The sequence below is a fragment of the Marinobacter sp. MIT932201 genome (assembly GCF_047123295.1).
Classification (GTDB): domain Bacteria; phylum Pseudomonadota; class Gammaproteobacteria; order Pseudomonadales; family Oleiphilaceae; genus Marinobacter; species Marinobacter salsuginis.
Genome location: NZ_CP138917.1, coordinates 2,112,148 through 2,136,424, shown reverse-complemented (window position 1 = coordinate 2,136,424; position 24,277 = coordinate 2,112,148). Strand labels below are relative to the sequence as shown.

The 24,277-nt window shown below is 55.1% G+C and carries 25 protein-coding genes; 10 read left to right on the top strand and 15 right to left on the bottom strand.

Annotated features, from left to right (window positions below):
* Window positions 1-59: 59 nt before the first annotated feature.
* The 6 genes from SIC15_RS09665 to SIC15_RS09640 form a co-directional block, all read right to left on the bottom strand.
* Window positions 60-398, bottom strand: a complete 339-nt coding sequence (locus SIC15_RS09665; RefSeq protein ID WP_069185244.1) for a thioredoxin family protein — start codon at window positions 396-398, stop codon at window positions 60-62.
* Entirely contained in the window at window positions 385-852 is a 468-nt protein-coding gene (locus tag SIC15_RS09660) for a DoxX family protein (protein ID WP_069185245.1), read from the bottom strand. Before SIC15_RS09660 ends, SIC15_RS09665 begins: the two co-directional genes overlap by 14 nt.
* Window positions 853-864: 12 nt before the next feature.
* A complete protein-coding gene (locus tag SIC15_RS09655) occupies window positions 865-1,614 on the bottom strand; it encodes a DNA-binding domain-containing protein (protein ID WP_069185246.1) in 750 nt (249 codons plus the stop codon).
* Window positions 1,601-2,512, bottom strand: coding sequence for a DUF692 domain-containing protein (locus SIC15_RS09650; RefSeq protein WP_069185247.1), 912 nt, complete (start codon window positions 2,510-2,512; stop codon window positions 1,601-1,603). Before SIC15_RS09650 ends, SIC15_RS09655 begins: the two co-directional genes overlap by 14 nt.
* A 5-nt stretch (window positions 2,513-2,517) precedes the next feature.
* Window positions 2,518-2,802: a DUF2282 domain-containing protein gene (locus SIC15_RS09645; RefSeq protein ID WP_069185248.1), complete on the bottom strand. Its 285-nt coding sequence runs from the start codon at window positions 2,800-2,802 to the stop codon at window positions 2,518-2,520.
* Window positions 2,803-2,886: 84 nt separating this feature from the next.
* On the bottom strand, window positions 2,887-3,357 hold the full coding sequence (locus SIC15_RS09640; RefSeq protein WP_069185249.1) for a YHS domain-containing (seleno)protein: 471 nt from the start codon (window positions 3,355-3,357) through the stop codon (window positions 2,887-2,889).
* A 110-nt stretch (window positions 3,358-3,467) separates the two neighbouring features.
* Between SIC15_RS09640 and SIC15_RS09635 the strand changes: the two genes are divergently transcribed.
* On the top strand, window positions 3,468-4,337 hold the full coding sequence (locus SIC15_RS09635) for an AraC family transcriptional regulator (RefSeq protein ID WP_069185250.1): 870 nt from the start codon (window positions 3,468-3,470) through the stop codon (window positions 4,335-4,337).
* Window positions 4,338-4,402: 65 nt separating this feature from the next.
* On the opposite strand, the gene SIC15_RS09630 is transcribed toward SIC15_RS09635, so the two are convergent.
* Both SIC15_RS09630 and SIC15_RS09625 read right to left on the bottom strand, forming a co-directional pair.
* Window positions 4,403-4,573 carry a hypothetical protein gene (locus tag SIC15_RS09630; protein WP_167352732.1) on the bottom strand — a complete coding sequence of 57 codons (171 nt, stop codon included), beginning with the start codon at window positions 4,571-4,573 and terminating at the stop codon, window positions 4,403-4,405.
* Between the two features lie 76 nt (window positions 4,574-4,649).
* Window positions 4,650-5,630, bottom strand: coding sequence for a LysR family transcriptional regulator (locus SIC15_RS09625; protein WP_069185251.1), 981 nt, complete (start codon window positions 5,628-5,630; stop codon window positions 4,650-4,652).
* A gap of 187 nt (window positions 5,631-5,817) precedes the next feature.
* On the opposite strand from SIC15_RS09625, the gene SIC15_RS09620 reads away from it, so the two are divergent.
* Window positions 5,818-6,282: a MarR family winged helix-turn-helix transcriptional regulator gene (locus SIC15_RS09620; RefSeq protein WP_069185252.1), complete on the top strand. Its 465-nt coding sequence runs from the start codon at window positions 5,818-5,820 to the stop codon at window positions 6,280-6,282.
* 13 nt (window positions 6,283-6,295) lie between these two features.
* On the opposite strand, the gene SIC15_RS09615 is transcribed toward SIC15_RS09620, so the two are convergent.
* From SIC15_RS09615 to SIC15_RS09605, 3 genes are all read right to left on the bottom strand, one after another.
* Window positions 6,296-6,859, bottom strand: coding sequence for a pyridoxamine 5'-phosphate oxidase family protein (locus SIC15_RS09615; protein ID WP_069185253.1), 564 nt, complete (start codon window positions 6,857-6,859; stop codon window positions 6,296-6,298).
* Between the two features lie 116 nt (window positions 6,860-6,975).
* Window positions 6,976-8,712, bottom strand: a complete 1,737-nt coding sequence (locus SIC15_RS09610; protein WP_069185254.1) for an isocitrate/isopropylmalate family dehydrogenase — start codon at window positions 8,710-8,712, stop codon at window positions 6,976-6,978.
* Between the two features lie 29 nt (window positions 8,713-8,741).
* Window positions 8,742-10,211, bottom strand: coding sequence for a malate:quinone oxidoreductase (locus tag SIC15_RS09605; protein ID WP_069185255.1), 1,470 nt, complete (start codon window positions 10,209-10,211; stop codon window positions 8,742-8,744).
* 273 nt (window positions 10,212-10,484) lie between these two features.
* Here SIC15_RS09605 and SIC15_RS09600 point away from each other — a divergent pair, with 273 nt between their 5' ends.
* The 7 genes from SIC15_RS09600 to SIC15_RS09570 all read left to right on the top strand — a co-directional run bounded on the left by SIC15_RS09600 (window position 10,485) and on the right by SIC15_RS09570 (window position 20,484).
* Complete coding sequence (locus SIC15_RS09600) at window positions 10,485-11,669, top strand: thiamine pyrophosphate-dependent dehydrogenase E1 component subunit alpha (RefSeq protein WP_153634628.1); 1,185 nt, start codon at window positions 10,485-10,487, stop codon at window positions 11,667-11,669.
* Window position 11,670: 1 nt separating this feature from the next.
* On the top strand, window positions 11,671-12,648 hold the full coding sequence (locus SIC15_RS09595; protein ID WP_069185257.1) for an alpha-ketoacid dehydrogenase subunit beta: 978 nt from the start codon (window positions 11,671-11,673) through the stop codon (window positions 12,646-12,648).
* A 26-nt stretch (window positions 12,649-12,674) separates the two neighbouring features.
* Entirely contained in the window at window positions 12,675-14,276 is a 1,602-nt protein-coding gene (locus SIC15_RS09590; protein WP_069185258.1) for a dihydrolipoyllysine-residue acetyltransferase, read from the top strand.
* Between the two features lie 9 nt (window positions 14,277-14,285).
* Complete coding sequence (locus SIC15_RS09585; protein WP_069185259.1) at window positions 14,286-16,124, top strand: protein kinase domain-containing protein; 1,839 nt, start codon at window positions 14,286-14,288, stop codon at window positions 16,122-16,124.
* A gap of 287 nt (window positions 16,125-16,411) precedes the next feature.
* Window positions 16,412-17,377: an ABC transporter substrate-binding protein gene (locus SIC15_RS09580; RefSeq protein ID WP_069185260.1), complete on the top strand. Its 966-nt coding sequence runs from the start codon at window positions 16,412-16,414 to the stop codon at window positions 17,375-17,377.
* A gap of 258 nt (window positions 17,378-17,635) precedes the next feature.
* Window positions 17,636-19,501, top strand: a complete 1,866-nt coding sequence (locus SIC15_RS09575; protein WP_412537569.1) for a methyl-accepting chemotaxis protein — start codon at window positions 17,636-17,638, stop codon at window positions 19,499-19,501.
* 116 nt (window positions 19,502-19,617) lie between these two features.
* On the top strand, window positions 19,618-20,484 hold the full coding sequence (locus tag SIC15_RS09570) for a peptidoglycan-binding protein (protein WP_412537568.1): 867 nt from the start codon (window positions 19,618-19,620) through the stop codon (window positions 20,482-20,484).
* A 3-nt stretch (window positions 20,485-20,487) separates the two neighbouring features.
* Here the strand turns inward: SIC15_RS09570 and SIC15_RS09565 are convergent, their stop codons facing one another.
* The 3 genes from SIC15_RS09565 to SIC15_RS09555 all read right to left on the bottom strand — a co-directional run bounded on the left by SIC15_RS09565 (window position 20,488) and on the right by SIC15_RS09555 (window position 21,546).
* On the bottom strand, window positions 20,488-20,739 hold the full coding sequence (locus SIC15_RS09565) for a hypothetical protein (RefSeq protein WP_069185262.1): 252 nt from the start codon (window positions 20,737-20,739) through the stop codon (window positions 20,488-20,490).
* 234 nt (window positions 20,740-20,973) lie between these two features.
* On the bottom strand, window positions 20,974-21,126 hold the full coding sequence (locus SIC15_RS09560) for a hypothetical protein (RefSeq protein WP_167352733.1): 153 nt from the start codon (window positions 21,124-21,126) through the stop codon (window positions 20,974-20,976).
* Window positions 21,127-21,294: 168 nt separating this feature from the next.
* The gene (locus SIC15_RS09555; RefSeq protein ID WP_136632255.1) at window positions 21,295-21,546 is read right to left on the bottom strand and encodes a YdcH family protein; all 252 of its coding nucleotides are present in this window, start codon (window positions 21,544-21,546) and stop codon (window positions 21,295-21,297) included.
* Window positions 21,547-21,713: 167 nt separating this feature from the next.
* Between SIC15_RS09555 and SIC15_RS09550 the strand changes: the two genes are divergently transcribed.
* Complete coding sequence (locus SIC15_RS09550) at window positions 21,714-22,682, top strand: beta-ketoacyl-ACP synthase III (RefSeq protein ID WP_069185264.1); 969 nt, start codon at window positions 21,714-21,716, stop codon at window positions 22,680-22,682.
* A 1-nt stretch (window position 22,683) separates the two neighbouring features.
* On the opposite strand, the gene SIC15_RS09545 is transcribed toward SIC15_RS09550, so the two are convergent.
* A complete protein-coding gene (locus tag SIC15_RS09545; RefSeq protein ID WP_412537567.1) occupies window positions 22,684-24,240 on the bottom strand; it encodes a diguanylate cyclase domain-containing protein in 1,557 nt (518 codons plus the stop codon).
* Between the last annotated feature and the right edge of the window lie 37 nt (window positions 24,241-24,277).

Sequence of the window (24,277 nt, the reverse complement as noted above, 5' to 3'; positions counted from 1 at the left end):
AATAAAAAAGCCGGGCGCGGACCCGGCGAACTGAGTTTACTCTGAAAACCGCCAACAATTCACGCCAACTGGGATACCTTCTGTTTTAGCCCGTCGATCCACCTGTTGAGATCGTTCAGTGATCTGGACCCGGTCTCCTGCCCCATGAACTGATCACGTCTGAGCAGAACCAGAGTCGGTATCGCCCTGACGCCGAATTTGGCGGCGATCTCGTGCTTCTGATCCACATCCACCTTGATGACCGCGTTGTCTGGATTCAGTTCACTGAATTTTTCAAGCACGGGATTCATTACCTTGCACGGCGCGCACCAGGGTGCCCAGAAATCCAGTAGCAGCCATTCGTGTTTATTGGCGAGTTCGCCCAGTTCTTCAAAGGTATTCAGATTAATTAGCGGCATAGTCACCTCTCAAACGGGCTCTGATCAGCTTGTCGAGCGACAACAGACCAGGCCCACACATGGCCAAACCCATGAGAATCAGGCCCCAGACCACGTGATATAACTCTGCTGCTGGTGCGATCGCTTCAAGACTGATGACCGCAACAATGTTGATGACGAACAGACCCAGCGAAGACACCAGGGAAAACAGGCCAATGACCAGTAACACCGGAAAAACCAGTTCGCCAAAGGTCGCCAGGAACGCTGCGAACTCGGGGCTCAACAGCGGAACACTGTATTCTTCCTCAAACAGGAACAGGGTGGTTCCCCAGTCATCAATCTTCGTAAGGCCAGCCTTGAAAAAGACCCAGGCCACATAAAGCCGCCCCAGAAGCAACGCAATGGGTAGCAGACTGCCAACCAATCGCTGGACCGAATCGTTCAAACCGTAGAAACTGTATGCCAACGCTTTCATGTTGATCTCCTCTTAATGAATGGTTTTGGCGCCAACAATGACGCCTTTCGCGATCATGTCTTGCAGCCAATGGGTAAAGTTCGTGTCTTTCAGAACATCCTCGCCAAAGACTTCGGCAATACTCCGCTGATTTCTGATTGCCTCTAGCAACAACACATCTCTCTCTGGAATGACTTCCGCGATGCCTTTCCAACCCGCGCGATAGACCAGCGCATTCTGCCCTCGGCCCTTGGCGATCATTCTCTTCGCCTGAGCAAAACTGAGTGTGTCCTTCGGGGTCTCACTTTTGTGCGCCTCCCAGATACTGACCACTGGGTACATGGAGCGGAAAAACTGGATCCCTTTGTTAAGAATCAGAGAGCAAGACGCCAGGTCTTCTCCAATTGCGTTAAAGCTCGCGACGTTTACCTCTTCGTACTGGCTCCTCTCGACGCGTGCTACATGATTGTCGAGTCGCGCTACATCGGAGAGATAAGGAACGCGATCTGAAATCCGATGGGAGATAATCCAGCTCGGAAAGCCCCAACCGAATTCGCCCCAGTCTCCGCTCTGTTTCCGGATCATCCTGAAATAGTCGAGGGCCAGCCCTTCAAAGTCGGCAGGGCCTAGCAGTGCCCTCACGGTTGGATAACCTTGCTCGAGGGCTCGAACTGCCTTTGCCTCAACCCCAAATCGATACACCTCGGAATTGGGCTGCACCGGCGTGCTCGTGCCGCCGAACAGGAATTCGAGGAAATGAGCCTGGTAATCAGAGAGATTCATGGCTGCGCTCACTCCCCAGTACCCGGCGCTGTGCCTTTCTGGCCTTGGTAGCCTCCCCAAGAAGCTCGCGCCAGGATGGGAGATTGTTATCCCATTCAATCAACGTGGGCTTTGGGCCGATCACATTGAGCACGCGTTCGAAGGTTTGCCAGCCAGCCACGGATACCGGGCAGGCGTGGTCGTCGATCAGCAGCTCTTCTTCGCCCACGGGCGTCGAGCCCGCAAGATGAATCTCGGTAATCGCAGAGTGGTCGAGTGATCCGACATAGCGATCAACAAAATTCTCCAGATTTGAGACTTGCCCATTTCGGGCGTTCACCATCAGATTGTTGATATCGAGGATCAGTCCACACTGCGTGCGAGCTACGATTTCACCGATAAAACTCGCTTCGTCGAAATCACTCTGGTCAAACTCGATGTAGGCGCAGACATTCTCGATAGCGATCTGACGACCGAGGTACTGTTGTATGCGATCAATGTTGTTCACTGCATGCAGCAAGCTGTCTTCGGTATAGGGAATGGGTAGAAGATCACCACCGTGAAAAAGCCTTCCACCGATCCTTGCCCAGGTGAAACACAGGTGGTCCGACACGAGTACCGGATCCACCCGATCCACAAGGCGTTTCAGTTTTTTGAGATAATCGTCAGGAACAGCCTCAACCGACCCCAAACCTGCCGAGGTGCCGTGCAGGCTGATCGGCGTGCTGGCCGAGACCTCTTGTAGAAGATCGACAGAGATGCCGGCGTCTGCGAAGAAGTTCTCCGAGTGAACCTCAAGAAAATCGATTGAGGGTGCCTGCTCCAGAACGTCCTGGTAGTGCTCTGGTCGCAGCCCTACCCCAACGGCGGTGCTCTTGAGTTCCTGCTGGCTTTGGCCTGAGTCCTGACGATTACTCATGACCCTTAACCCTTGCTTTTCTCAGCAATGATTTCCAGAGCCGTTTCCTTGTCAAAACCACCCAGATCTTCACAGGTGCCCTTCTCAACAATCTTGTACTCACCCGGGTCGTTGGCGACCTTTGCCTGGCCTGCACAGGAGTGCGTTCCCGCAAGGTTCGCACAGTCGTTACCGCCAACTGGGGAAATGCCATAGCATTTTTCCTTGCCGCCTGCGTGAGCCAGTGGCGCGGACATGACGCCGGCCAGTGCAGCGGCCAGTGCCGCGCTAAAAAGAAGCTTCTGGTTCATATCGATCACCCTGAAAGTTTGATTCAGGGTCCTTGTTCTGGAAGATCAAGGACCCCGCAGTTTGCTCAGATCACTGGCAGCGCTTTACAGCTTGGCTGCTTCCACGGTTTTGATCTCCGGCCAGATGTCGTTGGCATTGGCGATGAAGCCAGGTACATCAGTGAGCCAACGCTTCTGCACATCTTTGTTCAGGTTCAGGTAGAGTTTGTTATCGACAATCCGCCAGGCCTCGGGATCAACGTCGAACTTCTTCTCCATGGTTACGCCGAATGCGCAGTAGCCGCCGTATTGGGGCGCATAGGCACTGGGGTCGGCACGGAACAGATCACGGTTCTCCGCGCTGGAGAAATGGTAAATCGCGTTCTTGTAGGTGGCGGTGTATTCGGCCGAACCTTTGGTGGCCTCTGAATCAGAGAAGTAGGCCACCGGGTCGTAACCGCTGATGGCGACATCATTGGCGTCGGCGTTCATGTCGATATCGGCAGCAAAAACACCAGAAGCCGCGCTCATGGCAGCAACAGCAACGAAGGCACGAAGTTTGTTGAAACGAGTCATTGGGTATCTCCTTTGAATGAATGATGACTACGTTTGAAACATTAAGGCCTCGGGCGGTACTGAATGCGTACGATCGTTCAAACTTCTATGCCAATTATCTGGAGTGGCTTATGGACAGGCTTTCTTACATTCTCGACCAGCTCAACGTAAACGCCGGCGTGTTCTTTCGGGGCCAGCTTTGTGGACTCGCGTCCTTTGAAGAGGAAGGAACCGGATACATCCATGTACTCCGTTCGGGGGTGCTCGATATCATGGAAGCGAACCGGGAAAAAATGACACTCACGGAGCCGACCATGATTTTCTCGGTGCGCTCCCAGCCCCATCAGCTGTTCGGCGCAAACAAGGAAGGTGCCGAGATGATTTGCGCCTCGATCAAGTTTCAGACTGGTTCCCGAAACCCGGTCCTCCAGGCGCTGCCTCCTTCCGTTGTACTTCCCCTGTCTTCCGTTCAGGGCCTTGGCTCATTCGTAGATGTGTTGTTCGCGGAAGCCGAAGCAGCCCAGGAAGGGCGGGACGCGGTTATGAACCGACTCGTTGAGGTCATTTTCGTAAATGTGCTCCGGCATATCGTTTCCGGGGGGGAAACACCCAAGGGCATGCTATCCGCGCTCGCGGACCGTCAGCTGAGCAAGGTGCTGAATTGCATCGACAGCAATCTGAATGGAGATCTTTCGGTTGATAAGCTGGCTGACGTGGCGACCATGTCCCGATCAACCTTCATACAACACTTCAAGAATGTGCTTAGCCTAGCACCTGGCGAATACGTCCAGAATGCCCGTATCTCTGCTGCCAAGAAGCTCATTCTGAAAGACAAGCCCATGTCGATTATTTGTTTCGAAGTTGGCTATGAAGACGCTTCCGGGTTCTCCAGGGCCTTCAAAAAGAATACGGGCATGACGCCCAGGGAATGGAAAAAGTTGAACGCGACAGCCGCCGAGGCTAATAACACCGAAGCTGAGGAAAACGCCAACGTGGCTTGATCGCTGTGAAACAAAAAACGGGCAAGGATTCTGAATCCTTGCCCGTTTTTCTTTTGGTGCAGCGTTTACTTCAGAACAACCTGCCCGCGGATGACCTTTTGGCCACTGTACGGGCTACTGACGGACTGGCTATAGTCGTCGATGTCTGACTTGCGGTCCGCCAGAGACGCGCTGGCGGAGGCGGAAATCAGGGCGATGGAAACAACAAGCAGTGCTTTGACAGTTACATTTTTCATGATGGGTTTCTCCAGTGGTTGATGTCTACGAGAGAAATACTAACCACCGGAGCACCCCGACAAATGGACAGGTGTTCTAGTTAATGGGCCGATTGTCCAGACCGGAATTAATCACTGTCAGTGGTCCGCAATCAAGCTCTCTGGCGGCCATGGCTTTTTCCCAACACGCCTTCGCCACTCGCTCGATCATGCTTCGAATCCAGATAATGCCGGGGTCCCGGTCGTGACGGGTATGCCATGCCAGATAGAGATTGGTCGGCTCCACCTCAATTGGCAGACTGGTAATCGAAATACCCGCGCAGAATTCACAGTCACCGGTGATGACTTCCGGAATGGTTGCAACCAGATCCGAGTTTCGGAGCAGGTTTGGAACGGCAGAAAAGTGGTTGACGGTTACCGCAACGCGTCGCTCCAGACCACGCCGGTTCAATGTATCGTCGACAACACCGTGGGCCTCACCAGACATGGTTGCCAGCAGGTGTTGGGCATTCAGAAACGAATCCAGGTCCACGGGCCGACCACTCAGGTCATGGCCGCTTCTCATGGCCAATACATAACCGGTTTCGAAGAGCCAGAGGCTTCTCAGGCTGTGATCATGCTGCTCGAAAAAGCCAATCACAAAGTCGACACTCGCTTCTCGCAGATGATTCGCTGCGGTGGCCGGCGAAAAAGGCACGGCGTGCAGATCAATTCCGGGCGCACACTGCTGCAATTCGGAGACCAGCGGTTGCCAGACCATTTCAAGTATCAGATCGGTGACCGCTATCCTGAACGTCCTGCGGGATTCGCCCGGCGTGAATCGGGTTGAGTTCACTGCATTGGACAGTTCATGGAGCGGGTTGCGGATCTGGTCCCACAGGCTTTGCGCATAGGACGTCGGCTCCACCTGCCTTCCCCGTTTAACAAATAGAGGATCCTTCCAGGCGATGCGCATTCGGGAAACTACATTCGAAACCGCAGGCTGGGTCATGCCCAGGCGGTCCGCCGCTCGTGTAATGGAGCCTTCAGTCATGATGGCGCTGAAGACATGCAACAAGTTGAGTTCCTGATTTTTCATGGTGCCTCGCTTGTGTTTAAAGAGGACATCGGAGAGAACGTGATACCTGTTTCTCAGACGCCCTGGAGGCCCGACTGTTACTGAAACCAAGCAAGATTCCCTGAACTCATTTGGTTCGATTGACTGGACATCACGGGCACTTCCACCTAGCATCATGCATATACACTTAAACACAGGGAAACCCATCGTGTCCGGGCACTCATTAGACCAGGAAACAACGCCTCTTTACGTTGCCAGAACCTGCGCCGCTCTCTACTCCCGCGTGTTTTCCAGGCTGGTAACCCGTCATTACAACCATCATCTTTCGGACACCGGCCTCAGGATTACGCAGTTCTCTATTCTGAATGCCATCAAACTGTCGCCGCCAAACTCTATTAACGAGTTGGCTGAGCTCCTCGGAATGGAGCGCACATCCCTTCAGCGCACGGTTGAAAAACTAATCGCCAAGGGATTTCTGCAATCCCAGCCTACAGGGCATAAGCGTTCACTGGGGCTTTCATTGACGACGGAGGGCGAAGACATTTACGTGCAGGCACTGGCCAGGTGGGAGGAAGCTCACGATGAGTTCACCAACATGGTGGGTGCAGATGACTGGTCAGAGACCGTGGGAAAGCTCCGGCGCTACAGCAGTAAACTCCAGTCGACCCTCTGACACCTCTACAGCCTCAATCACGCATGGCCTCGAGCAGGGCTTCGACCTCTGATTGAGTATAGCGAGGGGTAATATGCTGCGGACAATTCCAGTCAAAGGCTTCAACTCGAATGATCATGCCCTTCTCTACCTGGGCGTTATAATCGCCATCCTGCAATTGCTCAAGAATCTCAGGCTGGTCTGAGCCGACCAGTGCCATCCGCCCGAGCAGTTTCAGCCGCCTTCTGTTTGGGTAGTCCATCAGGAACAGAGCGACTCGGTCATTGGTAAGCACGTTGCCCGTGGTGATGTATTGGCGATTGCCGGAGTAATCGGCAAAGCCGATTGTCGATTGATCTATCACTTTCAAAAAACCGGCCGGTCCTCCCCGGTGCTGAATGTAGGGCCAACCGGTTTCGCTGACACTGGCAATGTAAAAGCTGTCACGGGCCTCGATGAATCCACGCTCGCGGTCTCTCAGCAGATTGTTGCGGTCAGGCCCGGACTCAATGGATGAATACCCTGAACGGCTGCCCATCTTTTCCTGGACCTGCTTTACCATTCTGGTGAACGCGATTTCGGCAAACTTGTGCGCCATGGCGGGCTCCCGAGGTTCTAAAAAATGATATCCCATTTGCTATCAGTAACCCGACTGGCCCAGGTGTTACATCGCGCCTCCTTTTTTAAAAAGGGGGCTTGGCTTTTTCTGAGGTTTCATCCGAGCGCCTTTTCCACCGACTCCAGAAAGCCAATCATATCCACCACCTGTTCAGAATCCGGATCAACGGTTTTACCCTTCAAATCGGCAGTAACAATTCCGCTGTCGACGGTATCCGTTAACGCGGCCTTCAATTGAACGGCGTACTGGCTCAAAGGTTCGTTACCCTCTCGCTCACCGACAGTTTCCAGGGCGTTGGCCAGCGCGAAGATCAACGCAGATGGATTGAAGTGGGCGATCTTTCCGTCACTCTCAAGATACTTCAGGTAAAGATCATGTGCCGTGCCATGGGGCGCCTCGAACAACATGGTGCCGTCCTTGCTCTCGATGATGGAACTGGCGGTCGCCAGGCTGCCGCCGAGCGCCGCTGAGATGTCCGAGAAGATGTCCCCATCCAGGTTCTGGGACGGATACAGCGCATTTCTGGGAGGATCGGTGATCATCTTCTTGAGCTGGCTCGAAGGCCGCATGATCATAAACGATGGTGGCGGCGTGTCCTCACTGGCCAACTCGCGGCGCACTTCGGTAATCACATCGCTGTAGACTTCGTCGTACTCCATGTACTCGCGCTTTAGACCAAAATACACCTCCTTGTCCTTGCGCGAGGCATCCCGGAACACTTGCAGAACCCAGTCCTTGATGGCCTCGCGGTCATTAGACATGAGAAGCATCGGATCGCCTTTTCTGACCCGGCGGGCATGCTTCTCGTCACCGTCGACGATCACCTTGAGAATGCCATCTTCCTTTGCCGCCATGTTGAAGCTGCCGTACTGGTCGCCGCCCCCGGCACTCATGCGAGAAATTGACACATGAGCACCCCGGCCCGGAATACCAAATTCCTTGAGTTGGTTCACCAGCTTGAGCAATTTACGCCCGGTGGTGTTGTCCGGAACGCCCCACAGCGCTCGCTTCGGTGGGTTGGAAACAATTCGTGCAGCCTGGGCATCAATCAGCTCGTAGAAGTACTTCAGACCCAGATCCTCGATCTGCTTCTTGTAGTCACTGTGGTAGATGTCCTCGATCGCTGCTCTCATGGCGCCGTCGTAGCCGGGGATCACGGTGTCTTTCAGGCCCAGGTAGACATCCCGTTTCTCGGCAATAGCTCGCTGGAAGAAGCGATGTGCCCAGGCTTTAACGTCCTCCAGGTCATTGGTTGCCAACAGCCAGGGATCGCCCTTGCGAATCTCTCGGCGATGCAGCTCTACAGGGTCTCCACTACTCCCGACAAACATCAGCTTGACCACACCGGTTGCCATGGATAGCTGGTTAAAACTGTCCTTGATGCCACCGAATTCCATGGTATCCACCTCAATGTCGCGCCCTACCCATTCCGGACGGCGAATGTTGAGGTTACGGAACTTGATGTCTTCCCGGGTTATATTGCCACTGATGCCCTTCCGGATAGCGCCGTTTGGCGATTTGGTCGCCAGCGGGTGCAGGTTGTTGCCGTCCACATCCGGATGCTTACGGAGCAAGTCCTCGAGCTGCTGCCGGTTAACGGTCATGCCGGCATTTTTGACTCCCACACCATGACGTTGGAGGGCATCAATGGCATCGATGACTACCTGGCCATTGGTCAACAGTCGGTTTTCCGCAGACAGGTCGATTTCTTCAAGCTGAATATCAAGCCGTGAATTCACGAACTTCTTCAGAATATGGTCAAACGCAACCTGGGCCATTTCGTCGCCGTGGAGGATCACAAGAGGCGAGGTGACACTGATTCTGCTGTCCATGGAAATCTCCCTGTTATTTGTTGGCCTGTTCAGTCCTGCTGTGATGCCGACGGCTTGATACCCAACCGCTCATTGACCAAATCCCGGATCTCCCGGTATCGGTCGGGATTCTTCGCTAGCGCCTCCAGGTTATCTTCGGGGAATATTTCTTTCTTCTTCTTTTCCGCTTGCTCACTGGTAAAAATAGACGGCAAAAGCTGTTCCAGGCAACGCAGCATGACCTCCGGCGACACCGAAGCACCCGGGGATGCGCCGAGTAAGGTACCGTAGGTCTTGTCACTGGATACCAGGATCTCGGTGCCCATCTGCAGGTCCCCATCCCGGATGATCTGTACCCGCTGGCCAGCCTCAACCGCTTTCCAGTTGAACTTCTTACTCATGCCCGGAGCGAAGCTGTCCAGCTCTTCGAACATGCTCTTTTCGCCCTTGAAGGTCTCTGAAACCAGATATTTGACCAGAGGGAAGTGCTCCAGGGCGACGTTCAGCAGGCTCGGAATATCGTGGAGGCGCATTGAGCGAAGGTAGTCGAGGAACCCCCGCCCTCTTTCCAGTACCGGTTTGAACGAGGCGAACGGGCCAAACAGAAGGTAATACTTTCCGTCTGATACCCGCAGATCGAGGTGCGGAACGGACATCGGCGGTGCACCCACCTTTGCCTTACCGTAGGTTTTGGCCCTGTATTGCTTGGCCTGTTCGGCGGTGATCTCGGCCTGCAGGAAACGCCCGCCAACGGGAAAACCGGTGAAACGACGGGCAAAAGGCAGATGGCTCTTTTTCAGGATCGGGAATGCACCACCGCCCGCACCGACGAACAGAACATCCGCCTTGTACTGTCGATCACCTCCCCTGTTCTGGGTTTCCACAAGCCAGCTACCGGCCGGGCTGCGATGTACGCGCTTCACGTGGGTGCCGTATTCAATCTTTACGCCGAGGTCGTCAACGGCGTGCCGGGCCATTTGCTCTGTCAGCGCACCAAAGTTGACGTCCGTGCCGGTTTCGATAACCGTCGCCGCCATCTTCTCATGGCGCGGCCGCTCCTCCATGGTGTAGGGAATCCAGCTCTTGATCTCGTCGAAGTCTTCTGAATAGCGCATCTGCTCAAAGAAATGATGCGCCGACATCTCCTTGAAGCGGAGTTTCAGTTCCTGAATCGACGGTTCCGAGACGATGGTGCAGTGCTTGGTCTGGTTGATGAAGGATTTGGGATCCTTGATAGCGCCCTTCTGGATCAGATAGGCCCAGAACTGCTTGGCCACGTTAAACTGGGCGTGAATCTTTACCGCCTTTTCGACCGAAATGACCTCTTCGTCCACCGGTGTGTAGTTCAGCTCACAGTTCGCCTCGTGCCCGGTACCTGCGTTATTGAACACCCAGGAATTCCCGGCCCCGGGGCCGTCCAGTCTTTCCAGAATGGTGATATCCAGTTCCGGCGCCAACTCTTTCGCCAGGGTGGCGAAAGTGGTGCCCATTATTCCTGCGCCGATAATGATTACGTTCATTAAAACCTGCCCGCGTGAGTCAAATGGCTGAATCCGTTGAAAGTGTATACCTTGACGGTAGCACGCTTCGCCAGGCGCGGAAAACGCGGAGACAGCGGTTACTCATCACTTAAAATCTCTCAACGGGGGTCTACCCCTGTCCAGCAGTTTACGTTAAGGTAAACATCACCTGGCACGAATCACACCAGATTCTGCCAGGCTGTCTACAATGACATTAACTACACTCCCACAAGGAGTGTTTGTTCCTCAGGCCACTACCCCAGGAAGAGGATTATGACAACAACAAAGTCCAAAGTTGTGTATTCCCCAGTGTTTACCGACGGTGCGGAATTCCGTATTCCCACGTTCAGGCTTCTGAAACAGGACGGCAAGCTCTACAAGAGCGCCAAGGCTCCTGATCTCGACAAAGACAAGGCCCTTCGTATCTATCGGGCCATGGTTACCACCCGAATTCTTGATGAACGCATGCTTGCCGCCCAACGGCAGGGCCGCCTGAGCTTTTACATGCAGTGCACCGGTGAAGAAGCGGCCGTAATTGGCAGCGCGGCGGCGCTGGATGATGGCGACATGATTATGGCGCAGTATCGGGAGCAAGGTGCCCTCGCCTACCGCGGTTTTACCATCGACGAATTCATGAACCAGCTGTTCGGCAATGAGATGGACTATGGCAAGGGTCGCCAGATGCCGGTCCATTATGGCTCGAAAAAGCTGAACTACATGACCATCTCTTCACCGCTGGCCACCCAGATTCCCCAGGCCACGGGCTATGCTTACGGTCAGAAACTTCGCGGCGAAGGTCATTGCACCATTACCTATTTTGGCGAAGGCGCCGCTTCCGAGGGCGATTTCCACGCGGCCCTGAACATGGCTGCGGTTCATCGGGTGCCCGTGATCTTCCTGTGCCGGAACAACGGTTACGCTATTTCCACACCGGCCGCCGAACAGTTTGCAGCCGACGGCGTTGCACCCCGGGCCTACGGTTACAAGATGGATGTGATCCGGGTGGACGGTAACGACATTCTGGCGATGTATCAGGCCACTCAAGAGGCCCGCAAGCTGGCCGTAGAACACAACCGTCCTGTATTGATCGAGGCCATGAGTTATCGCCTGGCGGCCCACTCTTCATCAGACGACCCGTCCGGCTACCGGAGTAAGGATGAAGAGGCAGTATGGCGGGAAAAAGATCCGATACTGCGCATGCGTCTGTGGCTGGAAAGCAAGAAGTGGTGGAGTGAGGACGACGAAAAGCAGCTGCAGGAGAACATGCGCCGGGAAGTGCTCGAAACCATGAAACGGGCGCAGAAACGGCCGCCACCACCGCTTGAATCATTGGTCAGTGATGTCTATGACGAAGTCCCGCCGGCGCTGGCTGAGCAGTTCGACAAACTGAAGGCGCATATTCGCCGGTATCCGGACGAGTACCCGAAGAGTGCCAAACACGCCAAGGGAGGAGCATAAGATGACGAAGATGAATATGCTCCAGGCCATCAACAACGCCCTGGACACCGCCATGGCGGAAGACGAGCGAGTACTGTGTTTCGGTGAGGACGTGGGTGTCTTTGGCGGCGTTTTCCGTGCCACCAGCAACCTGCAACAGAAGTACGGCAAGGCCCGTTGCTTCAACACGCCCCTGGTAGAGCAAGGCATCATCGGGTTTGCCAACGGTCTGGCGGCACAGGGCTCTGTTCCCGTAGCCGAGATCCAGTTCGCCGACTACATCTTCCCGGCGTTTGATCAGATCGTGAACGAATCCGCCAAGTTCCGCTACCGCTCGGGCAACCTGTTCAACGTGGGCGGGTTAACCATTCGCGCCCCCTACGGCGGCGGCATTGCCGGCGGCCTGTACCACTCCCAGTCACCGGAGGCCTACTTTGCCCACACGCCGGGCCTGAAAATCGTGGTACCACGCAACCCGCATCAGGCCAAAGGGCTATTGCTGGCCGCTATCCACGATCCCAACCCGACCCTGTTCTTCGAGCCCAAGCGGCTTTACCGGGCCTCGGTGGGTGAAGTACCCGACGAGGACTACCGCCTGCCCCTGGGTGAAGCCGAAGTCACCAAGGAAGGCACGGATGTGACGGTTCTGGGCTGGGGCGCCCAGATGGAAGTTATCGATCAGGCCGTAGAACGGGCCGAGAAGGATGGTATTTCCTGTGAGGTCATCGACCTGAGGACCATCTTGCCCTGGGATGTGGAAACCGTGGCCAACTCCGTGTTCAAGACCGGAAGGCTGGTGGTCACCCACGAAGCTCCCCTGACCGGCGGCTTCGCCGGTGAAATCGCTGCCACGATTCAGGAGCGCTGTTTCCTGTATCTGGAATCTCCGATCGCTCGGGTAACCGGGATGGACACCCCGTTCCCGCTGGTGCTGGAAAAAGAGCACCTGCCCAATCACCTGAAGGTCTACGAGGCCATCAGGGCGAGCGTTGAATTCTAAGCTGATATCAGGACAGGAGAGCGACTATGAGTGATTTTATTCTGCCCGATATCGGCGAAGGTATCGTGGAATGTGAACTGGTCAAATGGCTGGTCAGTGAAGGCGATTTGATCGAAGAAGATCAGCCGGTCGCCGAGGTAATGACTGACAAGGCCCTGGTGGAAATTCCGGCGCCCTACAAGGGCCGGGTAACACGCCTTTACTATAAGGAAGGCGATATCGCCAAGGTTCATGCCCCGCTGTTTGAACTGGTGGATGAGAGCGAAAGTGGTCGCCAAGCACCGGCTGCCAGCTCTCCAGAGCCTGCGGAGCCAAAGGCTGCTGCCCCCGCGGCTGAAAAGCAATCTACCTCCGACACCGAGTCCGGAGATAATGCCACCGAGGACTTTATCCTGCCGGATATCGGCGAAGGGATTGTCGAGTGCGAGGTGGTGGAATGGCGCGTCGCCGAAGGTGATGAGATTGAGGAAGACCAGCCTGTCGTGGACGTTATGACCGACAAGGCCATGGTCGAAATTACTGCTCCCAAAGCCGGGCGGGTAACCAAGCTTTATCACCAACAGCAGGCGATGGCCAAAGTTCATGCGCCCCTGTTCGCGTTCATTCCCCGTGACCGGGAAGAGCCGGATGAGTCCAGAGCCAAACCGGAGCCCGCTGCGCAACTCTCAACCGCAACGGCCTCACCGGTTGCTACGGCGAGCCGACAGCGTATTCCGGCCAGCCCGGCTGTCCGTCGCTTGGTTCGGGAGCACGAGCTCAACCTCTCGGATATCGAGGGATCGGGCAAGGATGGTCGTGTCCTGAAAGCCGATGTACTGGCCCATATCGAGGAAGGTCCCAGGCAGGAACAGGCTCCAAGCCCCGCCGAGGAAACTCAAACTCCCAAAACTGGGAGTTCCCGCAGGGCACCTGTCGGCGAACAGGAAGTACGAGTCGAACCTATCCGCGGCATCAAAGCTGCGATGGCGAAAAGCATGGTCAAATCGGCCACCACCATTCCTCACTTTATCTACAGCGAGGATATTGATGTCACCGATCTGCTCAAGCTACGGGAACAACTGAAACCGGAGGCAGAAGCACGGGGTTCGAGACTGACGCTCATGCCCTTCTTCATGAAGGCCATGGCCCTGGCGATCCAGGAATTCCCGGTGCTCAACAGCCAGCTCAACGATGACGTCACGGAGATTCACTACCTGCCCCAGTGCAATATCGGTATGGCGGTGGATGGCAAAGCGGGCCTGACGGTGCCGAACATCAAAGGCGTGGAAAGCCTCTCGTTGTTGGGGATTGCCGACGAGGTAGCGCGCCTGACCGATGCGGCCCGATCCGGCCGAGTCAGCCAGGAAGACCTCAAGGGCGGCACCATCACCATCTCCAACATTGGCGCACTGGGTGGCACCTACGCCGCACCCATTATCAATGCACCCGAAGTGGCTATTGTGGCCCTGGGACGCACCCAGAAACTGCCCCGGTTTGACGCCAACGGCCAGGTGGTGGAACGGGCCATCATGACGGTGAGCTGGGCCGGCGATCATCGCATTATCGACGGCGGCACCATCGCCCGCTTCTGCAATCGCTGGAAAGGCTACCTGGAATCGCCCCAAACCATGCTGCTGCACATGGGCTGACGGTTTATCATGGCGCAGAAGACTCAACTGCAGCAGTTCTACATCCCCGAAGAGCAGTCGATCTATCTGCTCAGCCATGATGATGCCAAGAAGCTCAAGGACTGGGTGGCGCTTTGCGCCGCCCAGCTCCGCCAACTCGGCTATCAGGACATCGAATTGATTGGTAAGGGCGCTTACGGCTTTGTCTTTGCCGGCCGCCTGCCGGGCACGGCCATCGGCGGCCCGGAACATGTGTTCAAATTCACCCGCATCAACCTGCCCAGACATCTGCAGGACCGGCTTGAAGACGAAGCGTACATTCTTGAGCAGGTCCGTCACCCCAGGGTGCCGCGGCTGATTTCCTACCAGCGAGCCAATAACCAACCGATTCTGGTAATGGAACGGGCTGCCGGGTTGAATCTGGAAGAGGTATCCCTGCGTGATGGCCGCCTGAAGCCACGACTCATTATCCGCATTGCCGACCAGCTTGCCGACATCCTGCGCAACCTGCGCCGGGAAAACGGCCCTGCCGGAAGACCGATCGTTCACGGTGATATCAAGCCCTCCAATCTGGTGTTCGACGCCAGTACCGAAAACATCGCGCTAATTGACTGGGGCTCCTCGGTGTTTGCCCAGCTGGACGCTAACCAGCAGTTCATTACCGCCAACGTGATGGAGCTGATGTCCGACAACCTGCAGCAAACCAACGCGCGGCTAGGCGATGTCTATTTTATTGGTGAGGAACAGCTCAACGGCGGCCTGTCTTCGCCGCGGTTTGACGAACAGGGTGCGGCCGGCACGCTCTATGCCCTCGCTTCGGCGCAATCCTGCCGTTTTGGTCACCGGGCGATCCCGGCTACCTCTCTGGGGCTGCCCATGGAATTTGCCAGGATGCTCGATGGCATGCTGTCGCCGGATCCTGACACGCGGCGCAAAGCCGGTGATTACTACCTCAGGGAAATGCCGCGGATGGCTCGCACGGTGATGATCGATCTGCCCGAAAAGCCGGTCGCGGCCCAGGTACCGGTTTGGGTTCGAGCCTCGGACCAGGAAATCGACACCGTGGTTTACAGTTCCCGCAAATCCTTCCTCCGGGAAGAGGGAGCGCCGGAAACCCTCAACGACGTTAACGACGTTCAGCTCGACCGCTACTACAAGAACTTCATGCAGGGCATGGGCGAAACCGAGAAAGCCTTTCTGGCGGCCGTCAGCCGCCTGGGGCGCTATCCGGTGGAAGGTGGTCTGGCCGTGCGTTGGGAAACCGATGGAATCTACATCGACACGTCGCTGAACTTGCACGATCCGGCACTGAAGTCAGCATTTGTTCAGGCGGTCAACAACATGGTTTACCTCGCCCAGGCCATTTACCGACAAGGTATTTTCAAAAGCTGCCTGTTTAACGCCCGGAACACTCTGCACATCGACCGTGACGAGCCGGATCAACCCTTTCTCCTGTCACCGGGAATGAAACTGCATTACGAGGTCAGCGCTGCGCCGGAGGTGGAGGATGAAAGCCGCGTGCATTCCTACTTCGAGGACGGCCCCGATCCGGAGGAGTTTCTGGTTCTGCCTGATATCATAATCCACGCTTTGGAGGCCCTGAACGACATCCACCACACCGGCATGATTATCTTCGAAGCCCTGCCCCGGCATCTAAAGATTCACAGCCACTACCGGCTGCTGGATCCCGACCGGGAAGCGGAGTTTACTCGGCTATTGGATGAAATTCTTTCCGCTGTCGAACAGATCACCGGGCTCGGAGTTTCCGGATATATGAAGATGCCCTACAAGGACACGCGCTTTTTCCCGCATATCGAGCGTTTGCCCGACCGGTATTACCCGCGCAACCCCAGGTCCGAGCACGCTTAGACGCCAGGCCGATCCCATCCGTTTTGTCCGCTGTTTCGGACGCTTTGTCCGGTAAAGCCGACAATTTCAATCAGGAAACTCCCGAGATGTCCCAGCCACAGGACACTTCATTTCCAAAATCAGTGAACGAAACCGCTCAAGGCTCCTGAAAACACGTAAAAACAATGACTTGGCAACTGGCATGGTTCCTGTATCAGAACCGGATATAACGATAAAAACTGCCTGAAGAACAAATCGTTAAGAAAGACTGTTTTTCACGTTTGCTCGGATAACAATAAGGAACAACTATGCGATTTCTCCTCCTGGCTCTGTTGCTGGTCAGCCCCCTGTGTTTTGCCAAAACCGTCGTTATCGTTCAAAGCTATCACATCGAATACAAATGGGATGCCGATTACATTGAGGCTGTCCGTTCGGTTCTTGGGAAGGACCACGACATAAAGGTCTTTGAACTGGACACCAAACGCCTGCCCAAGCCCGAATGGCCAGACAAGGTGGCTGAGATTCAGGGCAAGATCGCCGAGATCAAGCCGGATGTGGCCATCCTGGGTGATGACAATGCATTTTCACTGATGGCGGAGCATCTGGTGCAGCGCGAGATTCCGGTGGTATTTTTGGGAGTGAATGGTGGCCCGGTTCAGCACCCTACCCTTGAGCACCCTCTGGTTACCGGAATACTGGAACGCCCCTTCTTCGCCGACAGTATCCGGCATCTGAGAAAAGTCCTTCGGCAGAGGGATCGCTTCCTGGTGCTGATGGATGACTCACCCACCATGCGCAATGCAGTGAACGAATATTTCGGTGACAAACGCCAGGCCACTGTCTACGGCTCGGACCTGGATATCGTTCTGACCAACGACCGGGATACCTGGCTGAAATCGGTGGTAAACGCTCATGAGCGCTATGACGCCGTGGTTCTGGGAACCCACCACACCATCCGGGACAAGGACGGCAACTACGCTACTCCTTATGAACTGCTCAAAGAGGCCTACTACAGCGCTCAGCTTCCGCTTTTCTCCTTCTGGGATATCTTTGTTGGGCAGGAACAGAGCATTGGCGGTTTTACCATATCCGCTCATCAGGAAGGCCTCACCGCAGCAAGACTGGCATCGCTGATCCTCAATGGCATGAGACCAGACCAGATACCGCAACTTAAATCCATCAGTGGCCATTATGTCTACAGCGAAAGCGGCCTTGATCACTGGAATCTGCAGCTGTCGCCCATGATTGCCAGTCAGGCCAATTTTGTTGACTAGGGTCCCGTCAAGAATCTTGCACAACCAATGCGCCGATCTAACCAACCGAACGTAACACTTCAGGTTTGATCGGCCTTGCCGTTAACCATTAAAACAATCCGATAAAAGGGTAGTATTTTGGCTTCCTCTTTCCTCGAATCTGTAGAACGGAAATTAGGTGTCCCCGGCAAGCTACTGATTGCGCCGGTTTTTATCCTCGCGCTGTTCGCTTCAGTGACGTTTTTCAGCGTTTCCGAATTTCAGCAACTGGACCAACGCATGAATAAGGTCGCCCGAGACCTGGCGCCGGATACGGCGATTGGCACAGAGTCGGTTATCAGTGTTTATCGGATGCGGCTTCGGGTGTTCGATTATTTCTCCACCGGCGATGAAGAAACACTCAGCTATTTCGATGAGCTGGAGGGGGAATTCAATGAAGTGATGGCCAGGGCCCAGGAGAATATACAGGACCCAGATGCCGCCAAATTGGTGGACCGTATCAATAGCAGCACCGGTGAGTACATCAGCGCCTTCAAGAACGAGCTGGTTCCGGCAAAACGCCAGGTTCTGTCGATCATAAAGGACGAACTGGACGTTCACGGTCCAAACGCCACCAAGGCTTTAAGAATGGCCCTTAACGGCGTTGCCAACCGGGAACCCGAGAGCGATCTTCGGGCCGGCCTTGAGCAGCTCCTCAACGATGCCATGGTCATGCAATTGACCGCCCAGCGTTACCTGACCAACGGCGACGAGGACTCCCAGAAAGCCCTCGGCTGGGCAATCGAAGACCTGGCCGATGCGCTGGAGCTGCTGGAACCCGAAAATGGTCCTGACTTTGTTCAGGTCTATATGGACACCGTCGTTGAAGAACTGGCCAACTACCAGGCGGCGGTCGAGAAGATGCTGGACCAGCAAAGCATCGTGGTCAGCGTCAAGAAAGACAAACTGGATGTGCTGGGTCCAGAAATTGCCCGAATGGCCAGAGAACTGGAGTCCACAATATTTGACTCGCTGGAAGTAGAGGCTGACGTCGCCAGTGCCGAGACCGACCTCGCCCTAAGGTTCACGCTGATTGCGTTCTTTGTGTCGTTGGTGCTTGGCCTGATCGTCGCTGTGCTGATGAGTCGGATGATGGGTGTCAGCGTCAAACGTGCCAAAACCGAAATCCTCGGTTATCTCGACGACATCGCCAACAATAACGGCGACTTGTCCACCAGGCTGGCCCCGGGTCGCCCGGACGAAATCGGTGACTTCATTGGTGCCGTCAACACCTTCCTGGAAACCCTCGAGAAGACAATCTCACAAATCGTGAGGGCTTCGCGCCAACTCACAGGTGAGTCGGAATCCCTCTCCGGCATCACGGAGCGCACGACCGCCAACTCTGAACAGCAGCGCGATCAGATCACTCAGGTGTCTGCCGCCATGCAGGAAATGGTCTCGACCTCTGAAGAAATCGCTTCGAACACCAGCGAAACTGACGAATCCGCCCGCAAGGCAGCATCTCTTGCCGATTCCGGCCAGGAAACCGTTGGCTCTGCCATCAGAGCAGTCACTAACCTTGCCAATCAGGTAGAAAAAGGTTCGACGCGCATCCAGCAGCTGGAAAACGAGTCAGCCGAGATTGGCAATGTGCTTGCGGTGATTCAGAGCATTGCAGAACAGACCAACCTTCTGGCCTTGAACGCAGCTATCGAAGCGGCCCGTGCCGGCGAGGCAGGACGGGGTTTTGCCGTGGTTGCCGACGAGGTCCGCGGGCTGGCCAAACGGGTGCAGGAATCAACCGTCGATATCGAGCGCATTGTGTCACAGCTTCAAAGTGGCGCAGCCGGTGCAGTTGTAGACATGAGCAAGGCCAAGCAGATGGCCGAAGAAGCCAGCGAGGAGGCGAGCAAGTCCGGCGAAGCACTGACCGATATTCTGGCCGCGGTAAACAGCATCGTCGAAATGACAACCCAGATAGCCAGCGCCACCGAACAGCAGAGAGCCACGGCATCCGAGATGACTCAAAATGTGGAGATAAGCAGTAGTGCCATTGAAGAACTCGCCGGGGATATCTCCCAGGTAAACCATTCAAGCCAATCGCTGGCCACCATGGCTGATGAGTTGAACACTCTGGTGAGACGCTTCCGCGCCAGCGAATCCTGAGCGGACAATGGTTGCAGATGTTAACCACTTCACGAGCGCGTCCATAATTACCTGATACCTTGGGGCTTCAAGTTACACAATGTAACCGGAAATGGACCGCCCGGAGGTATCCCGCCATGACGCGCTCTCAATCATCCCGGAAGGCAGGCGTACGCAGCCCTGCCCTCGCCATACTGACAGCGGCTGCCTGCCTTGGCACGGCCCAAGCCGCCGAACCCGAGAATGTTATTTTCGCCGCAGAGAATGCGCTTTACGGGGCCGGCCATGATGTCGGACGCGCGGATGGTTGGATCGATGAACAACTCCGAACTGCCATACGCGCCTATCAAGATAAGAATGGGCTGCAAACCAACGGCAACCTGGATGCAGCAACACTGGAAGCACTCGGCGTGGCCAAAACTTCGAGCGCAACCATCGCGGCAAATTCGGTCGGCAGTCGAAAGGCATCAATGGCAAAGCTTGGTTTGTCCCTGCCCGAGCCGGCACCCGATTCTCCTGCCGTTGCCAGAGCTGAACCGAAGCCAGAGCCAGAGCCAGAGCCGGAGCCGGAGCCTGCGCCTCAACCTGTGGCGACACCCACTCGAACTCCTTCCAAGCAGGTTGCCCAGACACCCTCACCTGACATTAAAACGCAGGAAAAACAGGTAGCTACTGCGGATACTTCAAAACAAACTGAAGTTACGATTGAGGAAAAGGCGCCCTCAGAACCCCAAGCCCCAACGCCAGACCCCACGCCGGAACCTGTGGTCGCCGAAGTAACAACACCGGAAGTCAACGAAGAACCAGACCCGGTGCTGGCCCAGCTCTCTACGGAACCAACCAGCGCGGGATACGCCGAGCAGGAAGCAACCGATACCAGGAAAGCCCAGCCAATCGAGGAAGAGACCACTGCATCAACACCCACGGCTGCCGAGAAACCTCAGAGCACCGGGGGCGGCTTTTTCAGCAAGTTGTTCGACTTCTTTTTCGGTTGGCTGGTATGAGCGTCAGCTCTGCAACCGGTCTTTGAAGACTTTCCAGTCGATCACGTTGCCTTCAGAGTCGAAATGGACATAACCACGAAAGCTGGGGTCATCTTCCCAGGCTTTCACAAAGCCGACGGTTTCACCGTCATCTGAAACGATTTCAAAGGCTTCACTGTGGGCCCTGGCCATTTCTTTGTCGGGATCTGTGTCAGAACGTCTGAGGCTTACGGAAGAGTCTAGAGGTAAGGTGCTTTGAAGGAATTCCTGGATCATCGTCAAGCTCTCCTTTCGGGGTGAACCGGTCTGGTTCTGGAGGTAGCGTAACTATAAGCTGATCCGCTAATAGAGAATACAGATTCAGATCAATTTTCTTAGACTTTTTCGAGATAAAAATACTTTAAGAACAAGGGCATATTTCATTATTGTGACAACATGTAACCTTCCGGACCGGTTATTTTTCAACCAACTCAGAAGGTTACCTTAGCCACATTCGATCGCGTCTACCGATCAGAATTTCCAGAACGGGGTGCTCAATTTCTGTTCAACGAGCTCCGGGGAAAATCCCACATCGTTCAGCAAACGGCGATCCATTGTCATTACCAAATGGACAAAGTTGCGCTTCATCCGCCAGCCTTTGTAAAGAGAAGCAGCTCTTTTCATTTCATTACTCCTTAGTCAACCCAGAATTCGGTCGGTAAAACCGGGACCTTGTTTAATTAGGATCCTATTCTAGGCTTGACAAGGAGTTTTCTGAATACTTGGAAACCCCTATAAACAGGGGCTCCCAGCATTTTAGCGTTTCAGAATGGTGTCATTTTAATTGCAGTTTCATGACGCCTTGGCGTTTGAAATCAGCACCTGGTAAAGGTCGTCCTTGAGCTGTGCCCGCTTCTGCTTCATGCGGTGCAATTTGTCGTCGCCGATGGGAGAGTCCCTCTTTTCCAGCCCTTCAATTTCGTGATCAAGATGCGTGTACTCCTGAAGCTTTTCATTGAACTTCAGATCATTGCTCTTGAGTTCCTGGATAAGGTCTTTGTACTGGGGGAATTCTACGTGAAGCTCGTGGCTGGAAATGCCCATCGTTATACGCTCCTTTTGTTTGCAGAGTGTTGATCAAAGCTGATCACCTTCAGCATAGACGAGCGTGCCAGTTTCTGGGCGTCTTTGACAAATCGCTAATTACGCACGACGTTGCATGGGTATAGCATGTCAGAACGTTATCCAGTTACGCCTCGGGACACTTGCGAATGACCTTTGCACGAATTACCGGCACCGGTTCTTACCTGCCTGACAACATTGTTACCAATAAAGACCTCGAGAAAATGGTCGACACCACCGACCAGTGGATTCGCGAGCGCACGGGCATTGAAAGGCGGCACATCGCCATCGAAGGCCAGACCACGGTAGACCTTGCCGAGCAGGCTGCAAAGAATGCCATTGACGCGGCAGGCATCAAGGCTGAAGACATTGACCTGATCGTGTTTGCCACCTCCACGCCAGACAAGATCTTTCCGAGCTCCGCCTGCATCCTGCAGGCCCGCCTGGGAATCCATGGCTGCCCTGCCTTCGACATTCAGGCCGTATGTAGCGGGTTTGTCTACGCCCTCGCAACCGCCGACAAATTCATCAAGACCGGAAGCAGCAAAAAAGCGCTGGTTATCGGCGCTGAGGTGTTTTCCCGCATCATTGACTGGGACGACCGGGGAACCTGTGTTTTGTTCGGTGATGGCGCCGGTGCTGTGATCCTGGAGGCCGATGAGGAAACCGGCATCCTGTCTACCCACATCCACGCGGATGGTCAGTATGAAGATCTGCTGCACGTACCCTGTGGTATCTCGGACAACTACGATCAGGTAAAAGCCGGACGCGCATTCGTTGAGATGAAAGGCAACGAAGTGTTCAAGGTGGCGGTCAACACGCTCGGGAAGATCGTTGACGAAACCCTGGCCGCCAACCAGATGCAGAAATCGGAAATCGACTGGCTGGTCCCCCACCAGGCCAATCTCCGCATTATCTCGGCGACGGCAAGGAAACTGAACATGTCTATGGACCAGGTGGTCGTTACCGTCAATGAGCACGGCAACACCTCAGCTGCATCCATTCCCCTGGCCCTTGATGTAGCGGTAAGAGACGGTCGCATCAAGCGCAATGAAGTACTCCTGCTGGAAGCGTTCGGCGGCGGCTTCACCTGGGGCTCAGCGTTGCTGAGATACTGAGTCAGCCTACGCACACCCGGTTGCGCCCCGATTCCTTGGCTTCATAAAGGGCTGAATCGGCTCTATCGACCAGCCCCTCGGGCGTGACCTCCGTTGCCACGCCCGTTGTGGTTAGGCCAAGGCTGATGGTTACGTACTCTGCAACTGAAGACAGCTCGTGGGGCATTGCCCGTTCAAGAACCCCTTTTCGACAGGACTCCGCAATCACCCCGGGATCGGCAGTGTCCGGCAAGATGATTGCGAATTCCTCACCGCCATACCGTGCGACCAGGTCCCCGGGCCTCTTTGCCATATCTCTCAGAATGCTCGCGACCTCTTTCAGACAAGCATCGCCTGCCGGGTGACCATATTCATCGTTGTATTCTTTGAAAAAATCGATATCGATCATGATCAAAGACAACCGGGTACCGTCTCGCCCCGCCCGCCTGACCTCTCGCTCAAGCACGGTATCGAAATGTCGCCGATTAGCGAGCCCTGTCAGGGCATCCGTAAGTGAAATCTGCTCCAACTGGGCCTTTGCATCCGTCAACGCCAGGTTTCGCCTGGCACCTGCCAGGAAATACCCGACAACAACGCACACAAGGACAATGCCGGAAGAGGCCACAAACACTGGCAGCAGACCGCGTTTTTCGAGAATCAAGCGGGCAGACGGAACCGCTTCAACGGTCCACTGACGACCCGCAATCTCAAATTCTCCTGCCCGGTATCGATTATCGTATTGCCATGATTCGGCCGCCGGATCCCCGGATCTGAAAAGCAGCGTCTCATCGCCCCCCGTTCGATCAATCACTTCCAACAGAAGATCGCTTCCAAGCTCACTTCCGACCGCTTGCCCAACCAGCTCTCCGACCCGGAAGACACCGTTGATAAAGCCGAAATGATAAGCTTCAGAGTCACCTTGCGCCGCCATGGCGCCCGGCTTGACCCTATACAGAGGCGCAAATACCAGAAACCCTTTTTGATTCTCCGGTTCCTGAACCAGACGGATTCCTGCCGTCGCCACCATTTCACCAGTCGACTTTGCCCGGTCAAGCGCCTCGAAGCGGGAGCCTTCACTGGCAAGATCAAATCCAAGCGCCGCCCGGTTATCAAAAATCGGCTCAATGAATTGAACGGGCACGTACTGCGCTCTCGGCTTCACTGGAACCAGCCCGTCCGTACCTGTCTCGCGAACAGTGAAGTCCTCAAAAACCTCGCTTTGCTTGCGAGTGAATTCGCTGAGTTGGTCCTGCTCCAGCACAGGCGCCCAGGCAAACGCCTGGATGGCCGGGGATCGATCGAGGACGTTCCTCGTGAGTGTCTCGAACCGGGCCCGAGTCATTTCGGGCATGATTCCCACGGCTGACTTCAGCGCATAGAGAATCTCCAGGTTCAACAGAACCTCGCGTTCAATGCTATCGGAGAGTTGATCTATGTCCGCCTTGAACTCGAGCTCAACGGCTTTCGATTCCTCGATATAGAACAGTCTTCCGAGGGCAAGACTGATGACCACGCCTACGATAAAAGCGACTGCGGCTGGCACAAATATTCGTTTTTTCGGGTAACCTGCTTCGGACAATCTGAACATCCTCTCGAGTCGCTGGAATTCTCACCAA

Bases quoted from the DNA above. Each gene is read 5' to 3' on its own strand.
- SIC15_RS09665 (WP_069185244.1), bottom strand. From the start codon at position 398: ATGCCGCTAATTAATCTGAATACCTTTGAAGAACTGGGCGAACTCGCC.
- SIC15_RS09660 (WP_069185245.1), bottom strand. From the start codon at position 852: ATGAAAGCGTTGGCATACAGTTTCTACGGTTTGAACGATTCGGTCCAG.
- SIC15_RS09655 (WP_069185246.1), bottom strand. From the start codon at position 1,614: ATGAATCTCTCTGATTACCAGGCTCATTTCCTCGAATTCCTGTTCGGC.
- SIC15_RS09650 (WP_069185247.1), bottom strand. From the start codon at position 2,512: ATGAGTAATCGTCAGGACTCAGGCCAAAGCCAGCAGGAACTCAAGAGC.
- SIC15_RS09645 (WP_069185248.1), bottom strand. From the start codon at position 2,802: ATGAACCAGAAGCTTCTTTTTAGCGCGGCACTGGCCGCTGCACTGGCC.
- SIC15_RS09640 (WP_069185249.1), bottom strand. From the start codon at position 3,357: ATGACTCGTTTCAACAAACTTCGTGCCTTCGTTGCTGTTGCTGCCATG.
- SIC15_RS09635 (WP_069185250.1), top strand. From the start codon at position 3,468: ATGGACAGGCTTTCTTACATTCTCGACCAGCTCAACGTAAACGCCGGC.
- SIC15_RS09630 (WP_167352732.1), bottom strand. From the start codon at position 4,573: ATGAAAAATGTAACTGTCAAAGCACTGCTTGTTGTTTCCATCGCCCTG.
- SIC15_RS09625 (WP_069185251.1), bottom strand. From the start codon at position 5,630: ATGAAAAATCAGGAACTCAACTTGTTGCATGTCTTCAGCGCCATCATG.
- SIC15_RS09615 (WP_069185253.1), bottom strand. From the start codon at position 6,859: ATGGCGCACAAGTTTGCCGAAATCGCGTTCACCAGAATGGTAAAGCAG.
- SIC15_RS09610 (WP_069185254.1), bottom strand. From the start codon at position 8,712: ATGGACAGCAGAATCAGTGTCACCTCGCCTCTTGTGATCCTCCACGGC.
- SIC15_RS09605 (WP_069185255.1), bottom strand. From the start codon at position 10,211: ATGAACGTAATCATTATCGGCGCAGGAATAATGGGCACCACTTTCGCC.
- SIC15_RS09600 (WP_153634628.1), top strand. From the start codon at position 10,485: ATGACAACAACAAAGTCCAAAGTTGTGTATTCCCCAGTGTTTACCGAC.
- SIC15_RS09595 (WP_069185257.1), top strand. From the start codon at position 11,671: ATGACGAAGATGAATATGCTCCAGGCCATCAACAACGCCCTGGACACC.
- SIC15_RS09590 (WP_069185258.1), top strand. From the start codon at position 12,675: ATGAGTGATTTTATTCTGCCCGATATCGGCGAAGGTATCGTGGAATGT.
- SIC15_RS09585 (WP_069185259.1), top strand. From the start codon at position 14,286: ATGGCGCAGAAGACTCAACTGCAGCAGTTCTACATCCCCGAAGAGCAG.
- SIC15_RS09580 (WP_069185260.1), top strand. From the start codon at position 16,412: ATGCGATTTCTCCTCCTGGCTCTGTTGCTGGTCAGCCCCCTGTGTTTT.
- SIC15_RS09575 (WP_412537569.1), top strand. From the start codon at position 17,636: ATGAATAAGGTCGCCCGAGACCTGGCGCCGGATACGGCGATTGGCACA.
- SIC15_RS09570 (WP_412537568.1), top strand. From the start codon at position 19,618: ATGACGCGCTCTCAATCATCCCGGAAGGCAGGCGTACGCAGCCCTGCC.
- SIC15_RS09565 (WP_069185262.1), bottom strand. From the start codon at position 20,739: ATGATCCAGGAATTCCTTCAAAGCACCTTACCTCTAGACTCTTCCGTA.
- SIC15_RS09560 (WP_167352733.1), bottom strand. From the start codon at position 21,126: ATGAAAAGAGCTGCTTCTCTTTACAAAGGCTGGCGGATGAAGCGCAAC.
- SIC15_RS09555 (WP_136632255.1), bottom strand. From the start codon at position 21,546: ATGGGCATTTCCAGCCACGAGCTTCACGTAGAATTCCCCCAGTACAAA.
- SIC15_RS09550 (WP_069185264.1), top strand. From the start codon at position 21,714: ATGACCTTTGCACGAATTACCGGCACCGGTTCTTACCTGCCTGACAAC.